The sequence below is a fragment of the uncultured Aquimonas sp. genome (genome assembly GCF_937888285.1).
Lineage (GTDB): Bacteria > Pseudomonadota > Gammaproteobacteria > Xanthomonadales > Xanthomonadaceae > Aquimonas.
On sequence record NZ_CALART010000020.1, the window covers coordinates 51,804 to 63,806 of the forward strand.

The 12,003-nt window shown below is 70.9% G+C and carries 10 protein-coding genes; 3 read left to right on the top strand and 7 right to left on the bottom strand.

Features of this window, described 5'->3' with window-relative positions:
• Positions 1 to 17: 17 nt before the first annotated feature.
• The gene (corA, locus tag Q0654_RS06035; protein ID WP_298851549.1) at positions 18 to 983 is read right to left on the bottom strand and encodes a magnesium/cobalt transporter CorA; all 966 of its coding nucleotides are present in this window, start codon (positions 981 to 983) and stop codon (positions 18 to 20) included.
• Positions 980 to 2,236 (bottom strand): bifunctional tetrahydrofolate synthase/dihydrofolate synthase, encoded by a 1,257-nt coding sequence (gene folC / locus Q0654_RS06040; protein WP_298851551.1) that lies wholly within the window; start codon positions 2,234 to 2,236, stop codon positions 980 to 982. Before folC ends, corA begins: the two co-directional genes overlap by 4 nt.
• 121 nt (positions 2,237 to 2,357) lie before the next feature.
• Between folC and tdh the strand changes: the two genes are divergently transcribed.
• Positions 2,358 to 3,392 (top strand): L-threonine 3-dehydrogenase, encoded by a 1,035-nt coding sequence (tdh, locus tag Q0654_RS06045; RefSeq protein WP_298851553.1) that lies wholly within the window; start codon positions 2,358 to 2,360, stop codon positions 3,390 to 3,392.
• Positions 3,383 to 4,852 (top strand): hypothetical protein, encoded by a 1,470-nt coding sequence (locus tag Q0654_RS06050; protein ID WP_298851556.1) that lies wholly within the window; start codon positions 3,383 to 3,385, stop codon positions 4,850 to 4,852. The genes tdh and Q0654_RS06050 overlap by 10 nt, the downstream gene beginning before the upstream one ends.
• Here the strand turns inward: Q0654_RS06050 and Q0654_RS06055 are convergent.
• The 4 genes from Q0654_RS06055 to Q0654_RS06070 all read right to left on the bottom strand — a co-directional run bounded on the left by Q0654_RS06055 (position 4,798) and on the right by Q0654_RS06070 (position 10,936).
• Positions 4,798 to 5,472: a class GN sortase gene (locus Q0654_RS06055; RefSeq protein WP_298851558.1), complete on the bottom strand. Its 675-nt coding sequence runs from the start codon at positions 5,470 to 5,472 to the stop codon at positions 4,798 to 4,800. The genes Q0654_RS06050 and Q0654_RS06055 overlap by 55 nt on opposite strands.
• Positions 5,473 to 5,475: 3 nt before the next feature.
• Positions 5,476 to 7,491, bottom strand: coding sequence for a marine proteobacterial sortase target protein (locus Q0654_RS06060; protein WP_298851561.1), 2,016 nt, complete (start codon positions 7,489 to 7,491; stop codon positions 5,476 to 5,478).
• A gap of 105 nt (positions 7,492 to 7,596) precedes the next feature.
• Positions 7,597 to 8,370: an FHA domain-containing protein gene (locus tag Q0654_RS06065; RefSeq protein WP_298851563.1), complete on the bottom strand. Its 774-nt coding sequence runs from the start codon at positions 8,368 to 8,370 to the stop codon at positions 7,597 to 7,599.
• A 79-nt stretch (positions 8,371 to 8,449) separates the two neighbouring features.
• Entirely contained in the window at positions 8,450 to 10,936 is a 2,487-nt protein-coding gene (locus Q0654_RS06070) for an SUMF1/EgtB/PvdO family nonheme iron enzyme (protein ID WP_298851565.1), read from the bottom strand.
• A gap of 171 nt (positions 10,937 to 11,107) precedes the next feature.
• On the opposite strand from Q0654_RS06070, the gene Q0654_RS06075 reads away from it, so the two are divergent.
• On the top strand, positions 11,108 to 11,464 hold the full coding sequence (locus Q0654_RS06075; RefSeq protein WP_298851567.1) for a DUF3301 domain-containing protein: 357 nt from the start codon (positions 11,108 to 11,110) through the stop codon (positions 11,462 to 11,464).
• A gap of 98 nt (positions 11,465 to 11,562) precedes the next feature.
• On the opposite strand, the gene Q0654_RS06080 is transcribed toward Q0654_RS06075, so the two are convergent.
• Positions 11,563 to 11,985 carry a ClpXP protease specificity-enhancing factor gene (locus Q0654_RS06080; RefSeq protein WP_298851569.1) on the bottom strand — a complete coding sequence of 141 codons (423 nt, stop codon included), beginning with the start codon at positions 11,983 to 11,985 and terminating at the stop codon, positions 11,563 to 11,565.
• Positions 11,986 to 12,003: the final 18 nt, after the last annotated feature.

Below are 12,003 nucleotides of genomic sequence, written 5' to 3' on the forward strand. Positions count from 1 at the left end.
CCTTCAGGCGCGAAGCCTTACAGCCAGCGGACTTTCTTGAGCTTGCGGTACAGCAGCAGGCAGACCGTCAGGGTAAACCCCATCACCCCGAGGTAGCCGAAGCGGCTCGCGAGTTCAGGCATGGCTTCGAAGTTCATGCCGTACCAGCCGGTCACCAGGGTCGGTACGGCGAGCAAGGCCGCCCAGCCGGCGAGCCGCTTCACCACTTCGCCCTGGGCGACGGTGACCAGAGCCAGGTTCACGCTCATCGCCGCGGTCAGCATCTCGCGCAGGGTGTCGGTGGCGTCGTTGATGCGCCGGGCGTGGTCGAGCACGTCGCGGAAGTACACCCGCGTGTCGGCATGGATCAGGTTGGGATAGAGCCGCACCAGCGGGGCCAGCACGTCCTGCAGCGGCGCCACCGCCAGCCGCAGGCGGGTCAGCTCACGCTTCAGCTGGTACAGGCGCTGCACCGTGTCGCGCTTGAAGTCCTCCTCGAAGATGTCGTGCTCCAGCGTGTCCAGGCCCGCGCGGAAGTCATCGACGATCGGGAAGTAGTGGTCGACGATCTGGTCGAGCACGGCGTACAGGCCGAAGCTGGGCCCGGCGGCGAGGTATTCCGGATCGCGCTCGCAGCGCGCCCGGGCCGGCGCGTAGGACAGTGAGGGGCCGTGGCGGACGGTGATGAGGAAGCGCTCGCCGAGGAACAGGTGGGTCTCGCCGAATTCGACCTCCTCGCCCGGCATCTGCGCGGTGTGGACGGCGATGAAGAGGCTGTTGCCGTACTGCTCGACCTTGGGCCGCTGGTGCGCCTTGTGGGCGTCCTCGATGGCCAGCTCATGGAGGTCGAACTCCTCCTGCAGCTTTTCCAGCAGGGCGGCATCGGGCTCGACCAGGCCCATCCAGATGAAACCCTCGTGGGTACCGAGCACATCGGAGACGCGCTCGAAGTCGATGGCCTCGCGACGACCGTCGGGCAGGTAGTGGGTGCAGTGCACGATCATGCGGGCAGGCGTCCGAGTTGGCGCAGGGCGGCGAAGGCTTCGCCGACGGTGTGGAAGGAGCCGAACACCAGCACGCGCATGTCCGGGCTGGCCTCGGCGAGTGCCGCGCGCAGGGCGGCGTCGACATCGATGTGCGGATGCAGGCGTGCATCGGGTGCCGCGGCCTTCATGCGTGCGGCCAGGGCCGCGGCGCTCTGGCTGCGCCCGGCGACTTCGAGCCCAGCGAGATGCCAGTGCGCGATCGCATGCCGCAACGGCGCCACCACGCCATCGATGTCCTTGTCGGCGAGTGCTGCGAACACCGCGACGGTCGGCTTCGGATGCGCGTCGAGCCATTGGGCCAGCTGCCGCGCGGCCTGCGGGTTGTGGCCGACGTCGAGCACGATCTCCGGCGCGCCCGCGATGCGCTGCAGGCGCGCGCGCGGCGCGGCGTTCGCAATCCCCGCTGCGATCGCGGCCTCGGGCAGGCCGAGCAGGCGCAGCGCGCGCGTCGCCAGCGCGGCGTTGTCGAGCTGCGCAGGGGCGCTCAGCCGCGGATAGGGCAGCCGCAGCGCGCCCTGTGCATCGCGGTAGCTCAAGCTCTCTGCATTGGCTTCGACATCGAAATCGAGACCGCGACGCTCCAGCCGCGCGCCGATCTGCTGCGCGTGCTGGAGCACGCTGACCGGAGGCTCGCGCTCGCCGATCAATGCAGGTCGGCCGCTGCGGAACACGCCGGCCTTCTCGCGGCCGATGTGCTCGCGAGTCGGGCCGAGCCAGTCCATGTGGTCGAGATCGACCGTGGTCAGCAGGGCGATATCGGCATCGACCAGATTGACCGCATCGAGTCGCCCGCCCAGGCCCACTTCCAGCACCGCGACATCCAGCGCCGCGCGGGTGAACAGCCACAGCGCCGCCAGCGTGCCGAACTCGAAGAAGGTCAACGGGATCACGGTTCGCGCGGCCTCGACCGCCTCGAAGGCGGCGATCAATGCGGCATCACTGACCTCGCGACCGTCGATGCGGATGCGCTCGTGGTAGCGCTCGATATGCGGCGAGGTGTAGGCGCCGCAGCGCAGGCCGGCGGCCAGGCAGGCCGCCTCCAGCATGGCGACCGTCGAGCCCTTGCCATTGGTGCCGGCGACGGTCAGCACGCGCGCGGCCGGTTGCAGCACGCCCAGGGCTTCGGCGACCGGGCGCACGCGCTCCAGGCCCATCTCGATGTTCTTCGGGTGCAGGCGCAGCTGGTGGTCCAGCCAGGCGGTGACGTCCATGCGGCAGCGTGTGGAAGGATTGGCTGAACGCGCAGCATAGCCGCCGACGGCGCCGCCACGCCGCGCTTCTATAATCCGCGACCTGCGCAGCCTGCCGCTGCCCCCACCCGAGGATGCCCCGATGTCGATGATGATGAAGGCCCTGGTCAAGCGCGAAGCCGGCAAGGGCATCTGGATGGAGGAGGTGCCGATGCCGCAGATCGGCCCCAACGAGGTCCTGGTCAAGCTGGAGAAGACCGCGATCTGCGGCACCGACCTGCACATCTACAAGTGGGACGAGTGGAGCCAGCGCACGATCAAGCCCGGCCTCGTGATCGGCCATGAGTTCGTCGGCCGTATCGCCGAGCTGGGCAGCGCGGTCACCGGCTACACGGTCGGCCAGCGCGTCTCCGCCGAGGGGCACATCGTCTGCGGCGTCTGCCGCAACTGCCGCGCCGGCCGCCAGCACCTGTGCCCGCACACCGTCGGCATCGGCGTGAACCGCCACGGCGCCTTCGCCGAGTACATCGCGGTACCGGCCAGCAACCTGTGGCCGATCCACGACCAGATCCCCAGCGAGCTGGCGGCCTTCTTCGACCCCTACGGCAACGCCGCGCACTGCGCGCTGGAGTTCGACGTGATCGGCGAGGACGTGCTGATCACCGGCGCCGGCCCGATCGGCATCATCGCCGCCGGCATCTGCAAGCACATCGGCGCGCGCAACGTGGTGGTGACCGACGTCAACGACTACCGCCTGAAGCTGGCCGCGGACATGGGTGCCACCCGCGTGGTCAACGTCGCCAAGACCTCGCTGAAGGAGGTCATGTCCGACCTGCACATGGAAGGCTTCGATGTCGGCCTTGAGATGAGCGGCAACGCCCACGCCTTCAATGACATGCTCGACTGCATGTACCACGGCGGCAAGATCGCTCTGCTGGGTATCCTTCCGAAAGGCGCGGGCATCGACTGGGACCGCATCATCTTCAAGGGCCTGACCGTGCAGGGCATCTACGGCCGCAAGATGTACGAGACCTGGTACAAGATGACGCAGATGGTGCTCACCGGCTTCCCGCTGCAGAAGGTGCTGACCCACCAGATCCACATCGACGACTTCCAGCGCGGCTTCGAGCTGATGGAAGCCGGCACCTGCGGCAAGGTGGTCTGCAGTTGGAGCTGATCCGCGGCGCCTTTCGCGGCGGCCTCGTGGCAGGCATGGCGCTGGCGTCCCTCGCGGTCGCCCGCGCCGACGACTTCGTCGATCCCTTCCTCGGCGCCGATGCCGACATCGAGCTCGCGGCACCGGCTGAGCCCTCGCCTGCGCGCGTCGAGGAAGAGACCGAAGCCGAGCCCGAGCTGGCCAGCGCCGAGCTGCTGCCACCGGCCCTGCTGGCCGGCCCGGATTACCGCGTCGAAGCGCGCGCGCAGCTGCACGGCTTCCAGGCGCACTTCGTTTTGCATACCGACTACGGCGAACTGACCGCCGAGAGCGTCGAGATCCTCGCGCTGCGCGTGCACGAGATGGAAGCGCTCAAGGTGCTGCATGCCGAGTCGGTCACCGCCGCGCTGGCAAAGTCCGGCGCGGAAGCGGTGATGGCGCCACTGCGCGCGGTTGCCAATGTGATCCAGCGACCGGGCGAAGCGATCACCGGCCTGCCCAAGGGAGTCTGGCGCTACTTCAGCGAGCGGGTGACGCGCATCGGCCAGCGCGCCAAGCGTCTGGGCGCGCGCGCCGACCAGCGGATCAGCCACGACGGCTCGCCCTTCGATGCCGCCGATGCGCCGATGGCGGCGAGCCGCCGCGCCCGCGAGAAACAGGACGACAGCTGGTTCGGCGACGTCGGCGACGAGGTCGTGCGCCTGGCCAAGAGCGAGGCGGGCTACGGCCGCGCGCGCCGCGAGCTGGCAGCGCGACTCGGTATCGATCCCTTCACCGGCAACCCGCTGATCCGCGAGCGCCTCGACAAACTGGCCTGGGCAGCCACCGCCGGCAAGCTCGGCGTGGGCCAGGCCATGGGCCTGCTCGATCCGGTGACCAGCGAGGTGCTCGGCACCAGCAGCGAGGTCAACCGGCTGGTGCTGGAGCTGCCGCCGGAAGACCTGCGCCGCCGCAATGACGAGCGCCTGATGGGCCTCGGCGCCGACGAGGCGCTGCGCTACACCTTCCTGCAGTTCGGACGCTACTCGCCGACCCTGCAAACGGCGCTGGTCGAATGGCTGGAACGGCTGCAGCCCAAGTCCGGCGTCGACGCCCTGCTGGAGATCGCGCTGATGGCGCAGAACGAAGTCGAGGCGCGCTTCATGGTCAATGCACTGGCGATGATCCATGCGCATCTCGGCGATCGTGCCATCGGCGGGCACCTGGTCGGCGTGGGCGCCCTGCTCGCCTATGACAGTCCCGACGGCGAGCGGGTGTTTCCGCTGCCGGTGGATCTGCTGTCGTGGACGCCGGACACCGCGCGCTGGTTCGCCCAGCCCGGGCTCTGGGATCACCGCAACCGCAGCCTGCTGGTCGGCGGTGCGGCCAGCATGAAGGCCCAGCGCGCGCTCAGCCGCGATGGCTGGAACCTGTTCCTGCATCTGCGCTACGAGGGTGCGCCCGAGTACGCGCCTGGCTGGGGCACGCTGCCGCCAGGCTGAGCGAGGGCTTCCTGCTCCAGCGGCAGGAAGCGCAGCACCAGCCGCAGCGGCCCGCCGGCTTCCGCCGCATCAAAGGGCCAGCAGGTGACCAGCAGCAGTTGATCCTCGCCCGCCTCGGGCGCCAATGCGTGCTCGCGCACGTCGAGGATGTGGCGCTCCTGCAGGCGGTAGCGGCGCCTGCCCTGCACGCCCTCCAGTTCGAGCGTCGCCCCCGCGGCCAGGTTGCGCAGCCACGCGAAATGGGTGTCGCGATGGGCGCTGATCACCACGGTGCCCTGCCCGCCCGGCGCGGCGGAGGCCGGATTCCAGCCGGGCCCGAAGGCCAGCACGCGGCCGCTGTCGCCGGCCAACACCACCTGTTCCGCGCCGACATCCGCGCGGCGCAACAGCGCGACCGCGCGGGTATCGGCCCAGCCCCAGGGCGGCTGCGCTTCGCCCGTCGTGCGCGCCGCATGCCAGCTCCGCGCCAGCAGCCACTGCGCCAGCTCGGCCTTGGCGGGAATCCACAGGGCCTGCACCAGCAGCAGGCCGCTGGCCAACAGCAGGCTCGGCGCGAACAGGTGATGGCGGACGGCGCGAAGCGCTGTCTTCGCTGTCGGCGCAGCAATCGAACCGTGCATGTCTCAGCCCTGCGCCAGCAGTCGACGCTGGCCGGGCCTGCCTTCGCGCTGCCAGACCAGCAGCGCCAGGGCGATCGCGCCCAGCAGCAGGGCCAGCCGCAGACTGCGCTCGAAGCCGGTGGCGCCGGCGGCGAAGTCGACCGATCCCGCCGGCGCGGCGTTGGCGAACTGCAGCGAGGCGAGATCCGCGGCCTCGGGCCGGCGCGGCGTACGGTCGACGGCGACGAAACTGGTGTAGGGGCTGGCAAGACCATGCTCCAGCGCGAGAGTGAGCACGGCCGTGCGCACCTCGTCGGCGCTCGCGCCCTGGCGCAGACTGTCCTCCAGCTCGGCGATGCGGGCCGCCGCCCACAGCCGCGCCACGCCCTCGGTCGAGGCCAGGCGGGGCTCACCCAGCTTCACCTCGGCGCGCCAGGACAGATCCGGCGCGGTGCCTTCGAGCGCAGCCTGCGCGCCGCCCTTCGGCAGCCGCAGCAGCACCTGCAGTGGCTCGCCGAGATACAGATCGGGCAGCTGCGCCGGATAGGCCTCGGCACCCTCGGGCCATGCCGCCTTCAGGTCGCGCAGGGCGGGCTGGCCGAGCTTGGCCAGCAGTTGGTCTGTGACGTCTGCGACGTCCTCGATGCGGCGGATCGTCACCTGCGCGCCGCGACCGACTTCAGCCATGCGCCGCAGGATGTGCGCGTTGGGCGCGCTGCCGATGCCGACCGCGAACAGCCGCGCCTCGCCGCGACCGTGCTCGATGTGGTTGAGCAGTTGCGCCTCGTTGCTGATCGCGCCGTCGGTGATCAGCACCACCTGGCGCAGGTGGCTGGGCGTGGCCGGCATGGCGAAGGCCTCGATCAGCGGCGCCAGCATCTCGGTGCCGCCGTCTGCGTTCAGGGCCTGAACGAAGCTGCGGGCGTGCGCGATATTGGCGGCACGGGCTTCGACCGGCTGCGGAAAAACGCTGTCGAAGCGGTGATCGAAGCGGATCACGTTGAAGCGATCCGAGGCACGCAGCCCGGTCAGCGCGCGGTCCACCGCCGCCTTGGCCTGCTGCATCGAGGCGCCGTGCATCGAGCCGGAGTTGTCGACGACCAGGATCAGCTCGCGCGGCACCGGCGCCACCGGTCGGGTCGGCGGAATCAGGGTCAGGAAGGCATAGCGGGCATCGGCGCGGTCCTCGACGAACAGCGCCTGCTGGGGCTGCGCGCTGGGCTGCGGCGCCCAGCGCAGCTCGAAGTCGCGGTCGCTGTCGACCCGGGTATCGCCGAGTTCGATGCGGTGACGCTCGCCCTCACGACGCACGGCGATGGCATGGCTGGGGCTGTCGATGCTGGCCAGCGGCAGGCCGGCATCGAGATCGACGCCGAGGCTGAACGTCGGCGCTGCGGCCGAGCCCAACGCGATGCCCTGTGCGGGCACTTCGGCAGCCTGCGGGCGATCCAGCGCGGCGTCCGCCTCGCTGCGGCCGCCGTGGTAGGGCGGCACGAAGGTCAGTGGCAGGCCCAGGCTGAAGCGGCCGTCCTGCCAGCGCACCTTCTGCCAGTAGCCGATCTCGATCTCGACGGTCTCGCCGGGGCCGATATTGGCGACGCGGGTCTGGAACAGGTTCGGGCGCTCGCGCTCGACCAGACTGGCGGTGCGGCCTTCGCTGGCCGCGGCGGCATAGGTGGCCGCGGCCTGCTGTTTTTCCTGGACCTCACCCTCGATCAGGCGCTCGCCGACCTGCATGCGCAGGCGGCCGACCGCGGCGTCGTCCGGCAGCGGCAGGCGGTAGCGGCCCTCCATCCACTCGCCGCTGGCGTTGCTGAAGCGCTGGCGCACCCGCACTTCGGCCATCAGACCGCGTACGCGCAGGTCGACGTGGGTCTCCAGGGCGAAAGAGGACTGCCAGTCCTCAGCACCCTGCGCGCGCAGTGCCAGGCCATCGGCCGGGGCGAGGCCATCGGCCTGGGCGACGCTGCTGGCGAGCAGCAGGACGACGCCGAAGGTGCGCGCGACGGCAACGAGGGGAGCGAAGCGTGGGGTCTGCATGACGGCCTCCTTGGGTGGGCCGTTCCATTGCAGGACACCGCGACGTCAACGCGCGGCCACCGAAGGCGCGCGCGCTGACCGCTTGGGGCGAAACGCGGGCAGCGCTTACTTCAGCAGGAAAGCCGCCGCGACCGCAGCGGCCACCACCAAGGTGACCGCCACGAAGATCAGGCCGGTGCGACCGCCGCCCGTGCTCTCCACCGGTGCCGGAGCAGTGGCCTTCTGGATCTCCTGTCCAGGCACCACCAGCATGAAGCGGATCGCATCCAGCCGGAGTTCGTCGCCGTTCTTCAGCAGACCGGTCTGCACGCGCTGGCCGTTGATGAAGGTGCCGTTGGAGGAGCCGAGATCCTCGACCAGCACGCCGTCGGTGGTGGGTTTGACCTGGGCATGGCGCCGGGAGATTTCCTCGCTGGGGATCGAGATGTCGCACTCGTGGTGGCGACCGATCACCTGGGCCGACGCGACTGCGTAGGTCTTGCCAAAGGCCGCACCGGAAACACCACGCAGCAGGTACTTGGGCAGCGCCGCGCGGACGCGAGTGGCGCCGGAATCGTCCACCTGGGCGGGTCGCGGCGCGGGCGCCGAGGACACACGTTCGACCGCAACCAGACGCGCCTGCACCGGGCCCAAGGCCAGCGAATCGCCCGGGCGCAGGAGCTGCCCTGCTTCGATGGGCTGACCGTTGATGCTGAGGCCTTTGGCGCCCTCGGCGGCGACCAGGCTGACGCGCTCGCCGTCCAGCTCCAGCGCGCACAGCTCGGGCGGCATGCCGGCGACGTCGAGCCGCACGAAGGCATCCGGCGCGGCGCCGATGCGATTGCTGCCGGGGCTGAGCAGGACGGCACCGTGTTCACCGTTGGGGAATATGAGCTTCATCGCGACTCTCGCAGAAGGACCGGCAGGCGGTTGCCTGTGCCGGGATGCAGCGGGTCCGGGACAGGCCGGGACCCTTGGATCAGTCGTGGGCGGGGATTTCACGCACGACGCGGAAGCCGATGGTAGTGAAGCCGGGCTCAGCTGCAAAGCCGCGCGGCGCGGCGTCGGCCGCGCTGCTGAACCAGCTGCCGCCCGCCGCAAGACGCTGCCGGCAGTTGCCGCCCTCGCAGTCGCTCAGCCACTCGCCGAGATTGCCCCACAGGCCCAGCAGGCCGGAAGTCTCGCCCGCCGCCTCGACTGGGGCCGTATGGGCGTGGCCGTCGTCGCAGGCCGAGGCCTCGCGCGCATTCCAGGCGCGGGCGGCCGACTGGTCGCGGAAATTCGCGCGGCACTCGCCGGGCGCGTTGCCCGCGACCGCGCGCCACTCGGCCAGCGTGGGCAGCCGGTAGCGCTGCCCGGAGACCTCGGACAGCCACTCGGCGTAGTGCTGGGCCATGGCGAAGTTGACGCAGGCGACCGGGTGGCGTGCGCCCTGCGCGAAATCCGGACTGCGCCAGTCGCGCTTGCGCGAGCTGCGCAGCACCGACTCACGATCGCGGCAGGCCGGCATGTGGGCGCCGAAGCGGCGCTGGCCGGCGGCGGTCCAGTAGGCCTCGAACTGTTCGACGCTGACTTCGCTGCGGGCCCAGGCCAACCCTCCCGCAATCTGCAGCTCCGGCCCACGGGCATCACCATCCAGCGGATCCCGGAAGCGATAGCCCGGCTTGCCCTGGCGCTCCGCCTCGCTGGCGCCGCTGCGTGCCGCCGCTGAATCGGGCAGCAGGCGCAGGGCATCGGCGAAGTGACTGCGGGCCTCGGCCGATCGCCAAGCGGCGAGGGCGTGCTGGCCGGAGACCAGCAGGCGGTCATGCTCCAGTCGCCGCAGCTCGTTGGCCCGCGCCAACGCCGGCGCGCCCGCCGGGTGGGCCGCCGCGACGCGCTCGACGCAGGCCAGCGCCTGCAGGCGGCTGTCGAGCGTCTCGACCTCGGCCGCCTGGCGCAGGCAGAGTTCGCCGAGGTCGGCGATGCCGGCGCGCGCCGCGCTGTTGTCAGACTCGATGCGCAGGGCCTGCAGGTAGCGATCGAGGGCGTTGCGGCCCGGCGGCTGGATCAGCCGCCCCGCCTCGACATTGGTGCGCGCGTACTGCAGCAGGCGCTCCAGCGGGTCCTCCACGGTCGGCAAGGCCTGCAGATCGAGCGCCACAGGCGAGGCCGGAGACCAGTCGGTGCTCGGGTCCGGCGCCTGGAAGCCAGGGGCAGGCGCGGGTGCCGAGCGCTCGGGCGCCGTTCCGGCGGGGGCGGACGCTGGCGAGGGCTCCGCCCTCTGCGGCGCGGTTGCGACGGATGTGGCTTCGGCTGGCGCGCCGGCGGACAGCAGCCACCAGGCGAGGCCGGCCAGCACTGGCAGGGCCAGCGCTGCCGCCAGGACGAGCGGCATGCGCGACGGCGGCGCCGGAGTCGCCGGTTCCGGCAAGGCGCGGGGAACGCTGGTGGGCGGCAGGCTTTCGGCCTCCAGGCGCTTGCTCGGAGCGGTGGTCCGCTCAGTCGACATGCGCACAGGTTGAGCCATCGTGCCTGCGCCAGCGACCCTGGCTGGAGCTGGGGCCGGTGTCGGCTGCAGCACGGGCGCTGGCGGGGTGTTTGCGCGCGCCGGCGGCTGAGGTTCGCGCGCCGGCTCCTTGCGTTCGCGTGCCGTCACGCCCGGGGAAGCGGGGTTGGCAGGCAACACGCCTGCTGCCGCGCCGGCGCCGGCAGGCACTGCTGCCGCCGCTTCCGTCGGCGCAACGGGCGCGGGCACCGGGATCGGGGCGGCATCCACCGATACCGCCGCCTGCGCGCCGGGAGCGGTCGCCGACTTCGCGGTCGCACCCGTCCGGGGAGATCCACCGGTGCTGCGACCCTGCAGGCGATCAAGGCACTCCAGCACCCGCCCGGGCGTGAGCAGCTCCGCCTGTCCGAGCAGGTCCAGCAGCGGCTGCCAGCGACTGAGGTAGTCCGGAAACTGCGGAAGCCTCTCGCGGGGAACATGCCCGGTGAGGGCTTCATGGAACAGGCGGAGCAAGGCGCGCGCCGGTTCACCGGCCTCGGCGGGCTCCTGCGCGGGGCGAAGGCGGGTGAGCACGGGACGGCCCTGCGCATCGCTGTGCACCGAGCGCGGATCCAGGCAGGCGGGCAGCGCACTGCGCCCCTCCAGGAACTGCAGCACCAGGGCCAGCCGCCGGAGCAGCGCCAACGCCTGATCGAGGTCCATACCCGCAGCGAGCTGCTGTCGCAGGCTGGGGCCGGCCGGAGCAGCGAGCGCCGCGTAGGTGCGCCCATCCGGTGCTTCGCCCACGTCCAGCACCGTCGCCAGCCCCGGATGGCGCAAGCCCGCCAGGGCGCGGATCGCCGCTCTCGCCTCGGCCGCGGGGGCCTCCCACAGCTGCAGCAGCACCGGCGCATCGGCGACGATCTGGCGCGCGCGCAGCCAGTGCACGCCCGCACCCGTCTCGCCCTCCGACTCGATTCGGTATCCCTCGATATCCACTGAAGCCCCGCCCCCTTGACATGGCGTCGTCGAACGCCCGCCATCTTACATTTCGTTGCAAAAACCCGGCGTGCCCGGGTTGGCAGTCACGGCACCGCCGAAGGCAGGCCGTGCGACTCGCGCCTTGCGGCGTGTGGGCCGCGCCCACACACTGCTGCGATGGATACAACCTTGCTAGTCCTGGTGGTGTTGGGCCCGGTGCTGTACTTCTGGGCGCGCGCCCGCGATGCCAGCGAAGTCGCGCGTCGACATGGGCTGGAGGCCTGCGAACGCGCCGGCGTGCAGCTGCTGGACCATTCGGTGGCGCTGGTGAAGCTGGGCATGAAGCGCGGTGAGGATGGACGGCTCGGCCTGGTTCGCCAGTATCGATTCGACTATTCGCGGGAGGGCAGTGACCGCTCCAGCGGCGCGCTCGCCCTGCACGGCCTGAGGCTGCTCTGGATCACCGCGCCTGAGCCCCTGCCGCCACCCAGCGTGCCTGATCCGATACCGCGGCTCGGCACGCGCGGCTTTGGAAACTGGGGCTGATCCCAGCACGCGCCTCACGCCCGTCCCGGGCAACAACCGCAGTGCAGCCGCGCGTCTGCCGGCCGTCAAGGCAGGGATGGAAGACGCTCGCGCTGGCCTTACTTGATCACCCGCAGATGGGAGCGACGCGGCGGCTCGTCTCCGCCGGACAGCGGAGGCTCTTCCGCCTTGGCTTCCGCCTCGACCGGGTCGGCAGGCAGGCTCGCTTCGATGTCGTCGGCGGGCAACATCATGCCCTGGCCGTTTTCCTGCGCGTAGATCGCCTCCACGGCCACCAGCGGGATCGAGAGCGCGTGGCTGGCGCCCGAGAAACGGGCCTGGAAACGGATCCGATCATCGCCCAGATCCAGCGCATCGACCGCTCGCATGGCGATGTTCAGCACCACCTTGCCGTCCTTGATTGCGAACGCAGGCACCTGTACCCCGGGTTGGCGCGCATCGACCAGCAGGTAGGGCGTCAGCCCGTTGTCGGTGATCCAGTCGTACATCGCCCGCAGCAGGTAGGGGCGGTTGGAGCTCATTCGCGGCGGCGAGGGTGG

What these genes read in the sequence shown, in the direction of transcription:
- tdh (WP_298851553.1), top strand. Translation starts at nt 2,358, where the DNA reads ATGTCGATGATGATGAAGGCCCTGGTCAAGCGCGAAGCCGGCAAGGGC.
- Q0654_RS06065 (WP_298851563.1), bottom strand. Translation starts at nt 8,370, where the DNA reads ATGAAGCTCATATTCCCCAACGGTGAACACGGTGCCGTCCTGCTCAGC.
- folC (WP_298851551.1), bottom strand. Translation starts at nt 2,236, where the DNA reads ATGGACGTCACCGCCTGGCTGGACCACCAGCTGCGCCTGCACCCGAAG.
- Q0654_RS06060 (WP_298851561.1), bottom strand. Translation starts at nt 7,491, where the DNA reads ATGCAGACCCCACGCTTCGCTCCCCTCGTTGCCGTCGCGCGCACCTTC.
- corA (WP_298851549.1), bottom strand. Translation starts at nt 983, where the DNA reads ATGATCGTGCACTGCACCCACTACCTGCCCGACGGTCGTCGCGAGGCC.
- Q0654_RS06080 (WP_298851569.1), bottom strand. Translation starts at nt 11,985, where the DNA reads ATGAGCTCCAACCGCCCCTACCTGCTGCGGGCGATGTACGACTGGATC.
- Q0654_RS06055 (WP_298851558.1), bottom strand. Translation starts at nt 5,472, where the DNA reads ATGCACGGTTCGATTGCTGCGCCGACAGCGAAGACAGCGCTTCGCGCC.